9 protein-coding genes are annotated in these 13,414 nt (G+C 33.6%); 7 read left to right on the forward strand and 2 right to left on the reverse strand.

Going from position 1 to position 13,414, the window contains the following annotated elements:
* Positions 1-81: 81 nt before the first annotated feature.
* Entirely contained in the window at positions 82-1,599 is a 1,518-nt protein-coding gene (gene gpmI / locus FLACOL7796_RS05350; protein ID WP_173969836.1) for a 2,3-bisphosphoglycerate-independent phosphoglycerate mutase, read from the forward strand.
* A 99-nt stretch (positions 1,600-1,698) separates the two neighbouring features.
* Here the strand turns inward: gpmI and FLACOL7796_RS05355 are convergent, their stop codons facing one another.
* Positions 1,699-2,952, reverse strand: coding sequence for a DUF445 domain-containing protein (locus FLACOL7796_RS05355; RefSeq protein ID WP_173969800.1), 1,254 nt, complete (start codon positions 2,950-2,952; stop codon positions 1,699-1,701).
* 246 nt (positions 2,953-3,198) lie between these two features.
* Between FLACOL7796_RS05355 and map the strand changes: the two genes are divergently transcribed.
* The 6 genes from map (at position 3,199) to pruA (ending at position 11,452) form a co-directional block, all read left to right on the forward strand.
* Positions 3,199-4,017 (forward strand): type I methionyl aminopeptidase, encoded by an 819-nt coding sequence (map, locus tag FLACOL7796_RS05360; RefSeq protein ID WP_173969801.1) that lies wholly within the window; start codon positions 3,199-3,201, stop codon positions 4,015-4,017.
* A gap of 26 nt (positions 4,018-4,043) precedes the next feature.
* Positions 4,044-4,817, forward strand: coding sequence for a class I SAM-dependent methyltransferase (locus FLACOL7796_RS05365; protein ID WP_173969802.1), 774 nt, complete (start codon positions 4,044-4,046; stop codon positions 4,815-4,817).
* A 128-nt stretch (positions 4,818-4,945) separates the two neighbouring features.
* Positions 4,946-7,849, forward strand: coding sequence for a DEAD/DEAH box helicase (locus FLACOL7796_RS05370; protein ID WP_173969803.1), 2,904 nt, complete (start codon positions 4,946-4,948; stop codon positions 7,847-7,849).
* 84 nt (positions 7,850-7,933) lie between these two features.
* Positions 7,934-9,202: a type IX secretion system plug protein gene (locus tag FLACOL7796_RS05375; protein WP_173969837.1), complete on the forward strand. Its 1,269-nt coding sequence runs from the start codon at positions 7,934-7,936 to the stop codon at positions 9,200-9,202.
* A gap of 79 nt (positions 9,203-9,281) precedes the next feature.
* On the forward strand, positions 9,282-9,668 hold the full coding sequence (apaG, locus tag FLACOL7796_RS05380; protein WP_065452127.1) for a Co2+/Mg2+ efflux protein ApaG: 387 nt from the start codon (positions 9,282-9,284) through the stop codon (positions 9,666-9,668).
* Positions 9,669-9,826: 158 nt separating this feature from the next.
* On the forward strand, positions 9,827-11,452 hold the full coding sequence (gene pruA / locus FLACOL7796_RS05385) for an L-glutamate gamma-semialdehyde dehydrogenase (RefSeq protein WP_173969804.1): 1,626 nt from the start codon (positions 9,827-9,829) through the stop codon (positions 11,450-11,452).
* Between the two features lie 94 nt (positions 11,453-11,546).
* On the opposite strand, the gene FLACOL7796_RS05390 is transcribed toward pruA, so the two are convergent.
* Entirely contained in the window at positions 11,547-13,292 is a 1,746-nt protein-coding gene (locus FLACOL7796_RS05390; RefSeq protein ID WP_173969805.1) for a CocE/NonD family hydrolase, read from the reverse strand.
* Between the last annotated feature and the right edge of the window lie 122 nt (positions 13,293-13,414).

Genomic DNA, 13,414 nt, shown 5'->3' on the forward strand with positions numbered 1-13,414 from the left:
GTTCATTTTATTAAACATAATTGTACAATTGCTTTCGCGCACATTTTAGAAATGACTTATCTTTGTAAAAAACTAAAAATGATGAATAAAAAAGTAATACTTATGATTTTAGACGGTTGGGGAAAATCTCCCGACCCTAAAGTATCTGCAATAGACAATGCAAATGTTCCTTTTATAAACAGCCTTTACCAAAACTACCCAAGTGCACAACTTAGAACCGACGGATTAAATGTTGGTTTGCCTGAAGGACAAATGGGAAACAGCGAAGTAGGTCACATGAACCTTGGTGCCGGAAGGATTGTATACCAGGATTTAGCCAAAATAAATTTAGCTGTAGCACACCAGACACTTGCCAAAGAACAAGTTCTTGTTGATGCTTTTACTTATGCTAAAGAAAACAATAAAAAAGTACATTTTTTAGGATTAGTTTCTGATGGTGGAGTTCACTCTCACACTTCTCACTTACGTGGATTGATTGATGCATCGCAAGAATATGGTTTAGACCAGGTATATGTGCATGCTTTTACAGATGGTCGTGATGTTGACCCGAAATCTGGCGCAAAATACATTCAGGATTTAGAGGAGCACATTAAAGATACTCCGGTAAAAATAGCTTCTATCATTGGTCGTTATTATGCGATGGACCGTGATAAGCGTTGGGAACGTGTAAAATTAGCTTACGATTTAGTCGTAAATGCTATTGGAACTCCTTCTAAAAATGCAGTTGCAAGTATTCTTGACAGCTATTCTCACCATGTTACAGACGAATTCATCGAACCAATTGTAATGGTAGATGAACAAGAAAAACCATTAGCTACAATTGTTGAAGGTGATGTGGTTATCTTCTTTAACTTCAGAACAGATAGAGGTCGTGAACTTACAGAAGCACTTTCTCAACATGATTTTCATGAGCAAAACATGCACAAGCTAAACTTGTACTATGTAACGCTTACAAATTATGACGAAACATACCAAAACGTAAAAGTAGTTTACAATAAAGATAATATTACAGAAACTCTTGGTGAGGTTCTTGAAAAAGCCGGTAAAAAACAAATACGTATTGCCGAAACTGAGAAATATCCGCACGTAACATTTTTCTTCTCCGGTGGTAGAGAAACGCCTTTTGAAGGTGAGTCGCGTATTTTGAGAAATTCGCCAAAAGTAGCTACTTACGATTTACAACCAGAAATGAGCGCATATGAACTTACCGCTGCCCTTGTTCCTGAATTGAATAAAAAAGAAGTTGATTTTGTTTGCCTAAACTTCGCAAACGGAGATATGGTAGGCCATACAGGAATTATGAGTGCTGCAATCCTTGCTTGTGAAGCTGTTGATGCTTGTGTAAAACAAGTTATCGAAGCCGCTCTTGCCAACGATTATACAACAATCGTAATTGCCGATCACGGAAATTGCGAAACTATGATTAATCCTGACGGAAGCCCTAATACAGCACACACAACGAATCCTGTGCCGATTATTTTAGTTGACAAAGAATTAAAAAATATCCAAAATGGTGTTTTAGGTGACATTGCTCCTACTATTTTGGAGTTAATGGGAATTCAGCAACCAAATGCAATGACTTGTCATTCGTTGTTGTAGAAACACATTAATTTTTAAAACCATATAAGGATCTAAGTTCATTTAATAAAGCTACGTACAGCTTATAATAACTTATATTACTTATATGGTTTATTTTTTTTACATAAAATAGTGATACGTCCACTCGACGCAATAGATTACAATCCCGATTAAACCTCCAACAAGAGTTCCGTTGATTCGAATGTACTGAAGATCTTTTCCTATTTCTAATTCTAATTTTTCAGATACTTCTTTTCCGTCCCAGCTTTTTACGGTTGACGAAATTAAATCTCCAATTACTTTTTTATTGTTTAACAGAATAGACAACAAATCGTTTTTGATAAAATTATTGATCTTGTCTATCATTACGGGATCTTCTTTTATACCGTTTCCGAAACCCTGAATCAAGCCCGAAATACTATTTTTAATAGAGGATTGATCTCCTTTATCCAAATCATTCGAAATAGACAATTTTATTTCATCCCAAATTCCGTTTATATAATCCTGAACTTCTTTTTTACCTGCAAAACTCAAAATCATATTATTGATCTTGATTCGCATTTCTTCGGAGTTTTTTACTTTATCAAGAAAATTATAAACGTATTCGTCTATTTTAATTCTCACCGCGCTTTCCGGATTTTTAGCTTCATGTAAAAACTCGGCCAAGCCATTAAAAATACCTTCTGAGATTTTTTTATCGGCTAAGCCAAAACTCAAAAATGGCGTAGATTCTTTTACTTTTTTACGAATCAGATCCTTGTTATTACTTAGTTCCGTACTCATGACATCCAGAACATTGGTTAGCAATTCATCTTTTACATTTCCTTTTTGTAAAGGTTCTAAAGCCAAAGCAACCCAATCTCCAAAATTAATTCCTTCTAGCTTTTCTTTAAATTGATATTGAATAAATCGCTTTATATCTTCGTCTTTTATTGTTTTTAAAATTCCGGGAATAATATTTACCGCCACCAGATTGGCAATTTTATTGGCATTTTCTTCTTGTGACAACCAATCTGAAGCTTTTGTAGCAAAGTTGAATTCTTCTAATTTAATTTCTAATTTTTCGCGATTCAGAAATTCTTCTGAAACAAAATTTCCCAGGTTTTCTCCAATCTCATTTTTCTTAGTCGGAATAATTGCTGTATGCCAAATCGGAATTCCTAACGGATGACGAAATAATGCCACAACAGCAAACCAATCGGCAATTCCTCCTACCATTGCCGCCTCGCTAAAAGCCTGCAACATGGGAATTTTAAAATAAATAGCTATGATAAATAAAAGTACCGCAATACCTAAAAGTGCCAAAGCATTGCCTTTCATTTTATTTAAAGCTTTCTTTTTGGATATATTTTCCTGATCTATAGACGTTTCCATAATTTAAATAATTTTAACTCTTACTAATTTACGTTTTTTCTGCCAAATAGTAATTGGAAAAACCAATCGATATTAATTGTCGGTTCACCATGAATTCAGAAATTTTTCTTTATCAACTTTTGACTTAAATCCTGATTCATGAAATCTCACTACCTAAAACAATCTAATTTGTCTCAATTTGTGTCAATTCGTGGCGAAAAATTTTAAATAAAAAGTCGTACTTTTGCCAACTGAAAATCCGAAATTATGATTATAGTAAAATCACGTGAAGAAATCGAATTAATGCGCGAAAGTGCTTTGATCGTATCTAAAACATTAGGAATGATTGCTTCTGAAATTAAAGAAGGAGTTACCACATTATATTTAGACAAATTAGCTGAGGAATTCATCCGTGATCACGGTGCTGTACCAAGCTTTTTAGGTTTATATGATTTTCCGAATTCACTTTGTATGAGTCCAAATTCGCAAGTAGTACACGGAATACCTAATAATACTCCATTACAAAGTGGTGATGTTATCTCGGTAGATTGTGGTGCTTTTAAAAATGGATATCACGGTGATCACGCTTATAGTTTCGAAATTGGAGAAGTTGCCCCTGAAGTTAAAAAGCTTTTGCAAGTGACTAAAGAATCCCTTTATATAGGAATAAGAGAATTTAAAGCCGGAAACCGCGTTGAAGATGTTGGAAACGCAATTCAGAAATATACTGAAGGACACGGTTATGGAGTAGTTCGCGAATTGGTAGGTCATGGTTTAGGGCAAAAAATGCACGAAGAACCAGAAATGCCAAATTACGGAAAACGTGGTCGTGGTAAACTTTTTATTGAAGGAATGGTTGTTGCGATTGAACCAATGATTAACATGGGAACAAAAAACATCAAGCAACATAAAGACGGCTGGACAATTACCACTGCTGACGGAAAACCAAGCGCACATTTCGAACACGACGTGGCTTTAATTGATGGAAAACCAGAATTATTATCGACTTTTCAATACATCTATAAAGCTCTTGGAATCGAAAGCAACGAAGAAGATGAATTCAGAAAAGTGCCGTTAGTTCTATAATTAAAATTCAACCCCGAATAAACCCTGTGAAAAAATTATTCAAATTAGTACTTAATACAATACCCCGTCCATTATTAATTCGTTTGAGTTATGTAGCTCGACCAATTTTGGCATTTTCATTAAAAGGAACTAAATATACAGATCCTATAGATGGAAAAAGTTTTAAATCGTTTTTGCCTTATGGATACGGAAAACAACGTAATAATGTGCTTTCTCCAAGTACACTTTCGTTAGAAAGACATCGTTTGCTTTGGTTGTATTTAAACGATCAGACTGATTTTTTTACTGCACCAAAAAAAGTACTTCATTTTGCTCCGGAACAAGCTTTTTACAAAAGATTCCGCAAGCAAAAGAACCTTGATTACACTACAACTGATTTATTTTCGCCTTTGGCTGATGTAAAAGCAGATATTTGTAATTTGCCTTTTAAGGATAACGAATACGATGTTATTTTATGTAATCACGTTTTGGAGCATATTCCGGACGACACAAAAGCAATGCAGGAATTATTTCGTGTATTAAAACCAGGCGGAATGGCTATTCTTCAGATTCCACAGGATTTATCCAGAGCGGTAACATTTGCTGATGATACTATTACAGATCAAAAAGAACGTGCCAAAATTTTTGGACAATACGATCACGTTCGTATTTATGGCCGCGATTATTTTGATAAATTAAGAAGCATTGGCTTTATCGTAATCGAAGAAGATTATACTAATAAAATTACACCAGAATTGGTAGAGAAATATTGTTTGGCAAAGGGAGAAATCATTCCGCTTTGTTTCAAACCAGAAAACTAAATCAGTCGGATTTTTTCACCATATAAGTGATACAAGTTCATTTAAAAAGTTTTCAAAATAGCAGTATTTTGAAAACTTTTTAATTTTAGATTACTTCCCAAATTACAACCCAACCAAACCTACATATCTTGGATCTTTCAAATTCATTTCAATTTTGTTTTGATATCAGTTTTGAAAAAAATCTGAATCATTATATTCCTACCTCTTATATCGTTGAAGATACCGACGACATTAAATATTTAGATAAAAAAGCCACTAAAGATGTTCTTGAAAGTTTCTTTATTGTATTTGACAATTTAGATGCTGATACCAAAAAAATCCTGACGGTTTGCGAATCTTTAAAGCCTGACTTTATTTTCAAAAAATTTAGCGCAAAAATCAAATCGGCGAAAACCATTGCTGATTTACAAAAAGATTCTAAAATTGAGTTTGCAATTCGTCAGCATTTACAACTAAATTTAAGTTCCTTTTATAGTCTTATTGTTCAAAAACAATTTCCGTTATCTATTAATATGGGAGTTGAAAAGGATTTTTATCGTTCGAGAGTCAATATCGATCCGCTGTATTTTGAACCTCAGATTGAGTTTAACAAACATGCTGAAGGAATTACATATACGCTTTCGTTAAAAGAAAACGAAACTACATTTTTGCCCATGAACAGCAGCATTGAGACACTGCTGGATGAACCGAGCTGGTTGATTATCGACAAAAAGCTTGGGCAGTTGAAGGATCTTAATTCTAAAAAGCTTTCTCCTTTTTTAAAGAAAAAATCAATCGAAATACCTTCAAAACTAGTTGATACTTATTTTAAAAATTTCATCCCTGAAATAGCTAAAAAAATAGATATTGAAGCTACTGGTTTTGAAATTGAACATCGCGATCAAATTATTTCAAGCACGATTCAGCCTGTTTTTGATTTCTTTAAAAACTGTTATTACCTCAACCTTTATTTTGATTATAACGGTTATTCATTTGACAGTAGCAAAACTAAAAAAACACATTCGTTTGTTGATTTTAGCATTGCTAACGAACCTAAAATCATTCAGTTTAAGCGCAGTTCTGCCGAAACTTTATATACAGATAAATTACTTGAAATTGGTTTATTAAAAATCAAAAACGAGTTATTCGGATTAAATTCTGATACCGAAAATCCAGATCCTTACATCAATATTCAATTTGTTATTGACCGTAAAGAAGAACTGGAAAGTTTAGGATTTACAATCCATAATTTAAAACTGGAAGGCAAAGAAATCATAACAGAAAATCACACTATTTCGGCTTCGCGAGAAGAAACGAAAGAAGATTGGTTTGACATTAGAATAATTATTACGATTGGTGTTTATACGATTAATTTCAGCGAAATTATCCCCAATATAAAAAGCAAGGAGAGACTCTTTTTATTGCCTGATGGAAACTATTTCCTAATTCCTTTAGAATGGCTGAGCAAATATGGTTCTCTGGCAAAATTGGCCAAAACAGAGAATGGAAATCTATTATTGCGTAAAAGTAATTTTGCTGCTCTGGATGCAATTCCGGAAATCAAGGGCGATATTATTCAAAAGGCAGAATATACATCTTCAGATTTATTAAAAGCGGCACTACGACCGTATCAAATCGATGGAGTAAAATGGCTTTTAGGTCATTTTAATTCTAATTTGGGCGCTTGTTTGGCTGATGATATGGGTCTTGGTAAAACATTACAAACTCTGGCGGTTCTGGTTGCTGTACAGGAACAATTGGGTTTTACGACTAAAACAACGAATTTTGATTTGTTTCAAAATGAAACTACTATCGAAAGACAACCTTTAAAAGCCCTGATCGTTTTACCTTCTTCATTGGTTTTTAACTGGTACAATGAAGCTGCAAAATTTACGCCGCACTTTTCTAAAATGCAATACGTGGGTAATGACAGGAAATTATTAGCGAGCAGATTAGAATCAACTGATTTAATTTTTACCAGTTACAGCATTGTTCATCGTGATATTTCAATTTTAGAAAAATACAATTTCCGCTATTTAATTTTAGACGAAAGTCAATACATTAAAAATAAAAATTCTAAGATTTTTAAAGCTATTACTAAAATAAATACACATCATAAAATGGCGCTAAGTGGTACGCCTATCGAAAACTCATTAGACGATTTATGGTCGCAAATGCAATTTATAAATCCGGATATTTTGGGAAGCTATGATTTTTTTGCTCAGAATTTTAAAATTCCGATTGAGAAAAAACAAGACGAGAATAGTTTATCTGAATTGAAAAACCTCATCCAGCCTTATATTTTGCGACGAACCAAAGAACAGGTTTTAAAAGATTTGCCGGAATTAACAGAGCAGATTTACTATTGCGATATGGATCCTGAACAGGAAAAATTATATGAAAAAGAAAAATCTAAGGCGAGGAACTTTTTACTAAAAACCGATGGATCAAGTCCGGACAAAATTAGCATTATCAATACATTGATGAAGTTAAGACAGCTGAGTAATCATCCGAAAATGATCGATCAGGAATCTGAAATTGATTCAGGAAAATATAATGCGGTTACTAATTATCTGGAGACTTTAGTAAAAGAGAAACAAAAAGCGATTATTTTTAGTTCATTTGTTACTAATTTGAATTTTTATACGGATTGGTGCAAAGAAAACAAAATAGCGTATTGTGAAATTACCGGTGAAACCCCGTCGAGCAAAAGAGAGCAACAGGTAAAACTATTTCAGGAAAAAGAAGAGCCTTTATTGTTTTTTATTTCGCTTAAAGCAGGTGGTGTTGGTTTGAATATTACCAAAGCTTCGTATGTTTTATTTTTAGATCCGTGGTGGAATCCTTTTGCTGAAAAGCAAGGAGTTGGAAGGGCACACAGAATTGGACAATTGAACAAAGTCAATGTGATCAGGTTTATTTCGAAAAATACGGTCGAAGAAAAAATAATCAAATTGCAGGAAAACAAAAAGTTGTTATCTGATTCACTTTTAGAAGAAAGTTATATCAATGACGAAATCGAAGTTAATTTAGAATACATTTTGAGCTCTTAACAAACCGTTTTCTAAACCAATACAAGTGGCATCCTGTTACATTATATAAAATTCTTATATTTACAATCTTACAATTGTAATATGATGCCAAAATTTTTGTTTAGAAATCTTCTTCTGATTTTCGTTTTTGCTTCGGCTACAGCCCAAGTTCAGGGAATACAAACCGAGATCGATCCTCCTTATAATATAAAAACAGTTTCGTTTGTTAAAAATGATAATAATGTAGTTCCTATATTTGAACTGGGTGATACTTTTACTTTTCAGTTTGATGACTTGTTTGGTAATGAAGCCAATTATTATTTTGAAGTAATACATTGCGATTATAACTGGAAACCAACAGATATTCCTAAAACAGATTATGTGACCGGTTTCGACAATCAAAGAATTACAGATTATTCTAATTCTTTTAATACGCTTCAGGTGTACTCGCATTACCGACTTTCGTTCCCAAATCAGTTTACGACTCAATTACGAATTTCAGGAAATTATATGCTGAGAATTCTTAATGAAGACAAAGAGCTGGTTTTCTCAAGGAAATTTATTTTATACGAAAATCATTCGACTGTTTCTGCTCAGGTAAAAAGAAGCCGCGATGTTACCAATATTGATTACAAACAGAACTTAGATTTTTCAATCGCTTCAAACGATATAACTTTTCAGACTCCAACACAAAACGTAAAGATTCTGTTATTACAAAATGGTAATTTTAATACGGCTATTAAAAATGTTCCTCCACAATATACGATAGGCAACCAACTGGTTTATAAATACAATACCGAAACACAATTTTGGGGCGGAAATGAATTTTTATATTTTGAAAATAAAGACATTCGTGCTGCAAGCAATAACGTAGGAAGAGTTGGTGCCAATCATGACATCTACAATTCTTACTTGTATACGAATCAGGCAAGAGGCAATCAGATTTATACAGTTTATCAAGACGTAAACGGAAATTTTGTGGTAAAAAACATCAATGCTTCTAATAACGAAATCGAAGCAGATTATGCCTGGGTTTATTTTACGCTTTCGGCGCCTACTTTCAGATCGACTACGAAGGATATTTACATTACGGGAATGTTCAACAATTATAGTTTGTCTCCAGAATATAAAATGGACTATAATACAGAGAAGGGTGTTTTTGAAAAAGCGGTAATGATCAAACAAGGTTTTACAAATTTTCAATATACAATTGCCGATAAAAAAGGCGTTATTGATTTTGAAAATGCTATCGACGGAAACTTTTATCAAACTGAAAATGAGTATACCATATTGGTTTATTATAAAGAAAGTTCAGATCGTTATCAAAGAGTTATAGGAAAGGGAAACGCCAACTCAATAAACATCATAAATTAAAACATTGTTAAGGATTTAGATCGAAAGATTTTTTTTTGTAGCTTTGCACGTATAACCCACACATATATACTACTTTAGTATGGTTTCTCAGATAACAAGAGGCATAAAAATATCTGTTTTGACTAGTTTTGAAGGTACTTACTTCAAGAACTACAAGATTCACTTTGCTTTTAGTTACGTAGTTACAATCGAAAATCACAGCAAAGATTCAGTTCAGTTAACTTCTCGTCATTGGGAGATATTTGACTCTTTAAATGATTTAGAAGTTGTAGACGGAGAAGGTGTTATTGGTAAAAAACCGGTTTTAAAACCTGGCGAAAATCACACTTATAGCTCAGGTTGCTTATTGTCATCTCCTTATGGTGCAATGAAAGGTTATTTTAATATGATCAATTTTACTTCTACAAAAACATTCAAAGTTATTGTTCCTACTTTTAGAATGTGTGCTCCTTTTGCTTTAAATTAAAAACCAGTTTAAAAAGGGCTGCTTTTTTTATCGTTATCTTAATCATAAATTTGTCAAATTATTAATTTATCCTTTGTACTTTTGTGCAACGTTAGATTATTCGTAACAAATCAAATCATCTAACCCTTAAACAGTTTAATTATCTAATTTTAAATAACATGCTAAAAGGATTCTTTCATGTACCAAAAGCGGTAAACGAGCCTGTAAAAAGCTACGCACCTAACTCACCAGAAAAAGCAGCGGTTCAGGCGGCTTACACAACATTGTGGAATTCTCAAATCGACGTTCCGTTATACATCGGAAACGAAGAAATCAGAACTGGAAATACAAGAACAATATCAGCTCCTCACGATCACAAACACATTGTAGGAACTTATCACTTAGCTGAAAAACAACATATCGAAAAAGCAATTGCTAATGCGCTTGAATCAAGAACAGCATGGGCAAACATGGCATGGGAACAACGTGCTGCTATTTTCTTAAAAGCTGCTGAACTTATTGCAGGACCATACAGAGCTCGTATTAACGCTGCTACAATGATTGGTCAATCTAAAAATATTCACCAGGCAGAAATTGATGCTTCTTGCGAATTGATCGACTTTTTACGTTACAACGTAGAATTTATGACTCAAATTTACGGAGATCAGCCAAAATCTGATTCTACTACATGGAATCGTTTAGAATACAGACCTCTTGAAGGTTTTGTTTACGCCATTACTCCTTTCAACTTTACTGCTATTGCTGCAAATCTTCCTGCAAGTGCTGCAATGATGGGTAACGTTGTGGTTTGGAAACCAAGTGATAGCCAGGTTTTTTCTGCAAAAATTATCATAGATGTTTTCAAAGAAGCTGGTGTTCCTGATGGTGTTATCAACGTTGTTTTTGGAGACGCTTTAATGATTACTGATACTGTTTTAGCAAGCCGCGATTTCGCTGGAGTTCACTTTACAGGATCAACTCATGTATTTAAAGATATCTGGGCTAAAATTGGTGCCAATATTCACCACTATAAAACATATCCAAGAATCGTTGGAGAAACTGGTGGTAAAGATTTTATCATTGCACACCCAAGCGCTAACGTAAAACAAGTTGCTACAGGAATTACTCGTGGAGCATTTGAATTTCAAGGACAAAAATGTTCTGCAGCTTCAAGAGCTTATGTTCCGCAAAGTTTATGGCCAGCTGTAAAAGAACAATTAATTGCTGATGTGAAATCGATGAAAATGGGTTCTCCGGAAGATTTTGGAAACTTTATTACAGCGGTTATTCACGAAGGTTCTTTTGATAAATTAGCTGGTTTTATTGATCAGGCTAAAAAAGATGCTGATGCTGAAATCATTGCGGGTGGAAACTACGATAAATCTGTAGGTTACTTTATTGAGCCAACGATTATTGTAACTACAAATCCTAAATATACTACAATGGAAACCGAATTATTCGGACCAGTTATTACTATATATGTTTACGAAGATGCAAAATGGGAAGAGACTTTAGAATTAGTTGATACTACTTCTGAGTATGCTTTGACAGGAGCTGTATTTAGCCAGGATCGTTATGCTATTGAAGTAGCAACTACGAAATTGCAAAATGCTGCGGGTAACTTCTACATCAACGATAAACCAACAGGAGCGGTTGTAGGAATGCAGCCTTTTGGTGGAGCAAGAGCTTCAGGAACTAACGATAAAGCAGGTTCTGCATTGAACTTATTGCGTTGGGCTTCTCCTAGAACTATCAAAGAAACTTTTGTAACTCCAGAAGATTATAGATACCCTTTCTTGGGATAATATCTGATTTTAGACTTTAGAGTTCAGATTTTAGATTATAAAAAAGCCGCAATTTCAGAATGAAATTGTGGCTTTTTACTTTTTATTAAAACTTCTATTCCTTCCAAATGGGAATTTTTATAAAACTATCATTGTACCATTTTACTTTTAAGGGTTCTTTGGCATCTTTAATCGTTTCGTCGCTAACCACTTTTCCTGTACCATAATTGAGTTCTGAAAATGCATTTTTATTTACATTTAAAGTAATCAGCAATCTACTGCCTTTTCTTAATTGTTTACTCACCACACGGGTATTCGAAAAAGGAATTGTTTCTATTTTATTTGGCGTCAACAAATTTCTCGTAGTACTATTTTTGGTATAACTCGCGCGGCCAATAAAATAAGCTAAATGAAAATATTCTCCTTCAGGTGTTACTTCATATAATGTGATACCTACATCCATATCTTTTTTATTAATACTTGCTTTTATTTCTCCCAAAAAGGAACCATTTACCAAAAGCGGTTGTTTTAATGGATCGCTTATAAAAACATATCCGTTTGTGGTATCGATTTCTTTTTTAATAATAGGATCAGGATAGTAATCGTTGTTTTGTATTTGTCTGTCGGCAAAATCTACTTCTTGTGATAAATAATTAATTCTGGCTGGCTTTTTAGCATTCAAAGAATAGAATTTTCCGGATTTATTATTCGTCAAATACATTTTCAGAAAACCATTACTCATTTTATCAATTGACGGAGCACTTCGCCATTCATTAGCTCCCATCACCTGATAATTAATCCTGTCTTTTAAAATTTCCGGTTTTGGTCCGTTTTTCAAGATATGATCCAACCATTCATATGTTATTTTTCTGGTATTAATTAAAGCATCTGCATCAACTTTATAGCCATTGATGACGGGATAACCTCCTTTTTGCGCTCCAAAATGACTGTACGGACCAATTATTAAATAAAAATTAGCTTTCGAATTATACTTTTGAAGTTCTCTTAAATAATACAAACTCGAATTTTGAGAATCATTATAATATCCATCAAAGACTAAAATTGGAATATTTATTTGAGCAAAATCTTTTTGGTAAGGTGACATTTTCTGCCAATATTCATCAAATGAAGGATGTTGGATCCATCGCTGAAATAACCTGTTTGGACTTCCGTCTATACTGTCCATTTTATTGTAGGCAACTCCCGTTTCCCACCATTTAAACTGCATATTTCTAAATCGCTGTCTGTCATTTCCCGCCACGGTATCCAGATATTTATTACTGCCTACATAAAACGACCATTCATAATTAGGATTTATAAACACATTGTTTTCCATTGGCAAACCCATTCCTGCCCTATTCGCAACATAAGGCACTATGGTTTTAAGAGCAGGATGCATTTTTTTGCAGGCCGCCCATTGTGTCAACCCATTATAACTGCCGCCATACATTCCTACACTTCCGTTACACCATTTTTGTTTACTAATCCAATCGATAACATCATAGGTATCATTGGCTTCATTTTCGTACGGAAATATTTCGTTGGGACTAAATCGTTTACCGCGTGAATATGTCATAACACCAACATAATCTTTATCTGCCGCTTCTTTCAAAGATTTAAAATCTTTCCCTCCTTCTGAAGCATAAATTGTATGCTGAAGTATTACAGGTTTTGGAACAGCATTTCCTTTTTTGCGTATTACAATTGCTGATATAAAAGCACCATCGCGGGTTTTGATCATTATGCTGTCCTGAATATCATAAGCACTTTTTAAATCTTCTGATTTTGTTTTACTGGTTTGCTGAGAAAATGTATTTGATATGACGAGAATAAGAAATACAAAATTTAGAATTGTTTTCATTGGATGATTTTATTAATAAGCTTTATTTTAAAGCTTTGTGATTGATAATAATTTGTTTCATTAAATATGAAAAAGGCATACTGATCTGCAACTAATAGCATTAGCTGTTTGCATTATAATAA

It is taken from the genome of Flavobacterium bizetiae (genome assembly GCF_902804475.1).
In the GTDB taxonomy this organism is placed as follows: domain Bacteria; phylum Bacteroidota; class Bacteroidia; order Flavobacteriales; family Flavobacteriaceae; genus Flavobacterium; species Flavobacterium bizetiae.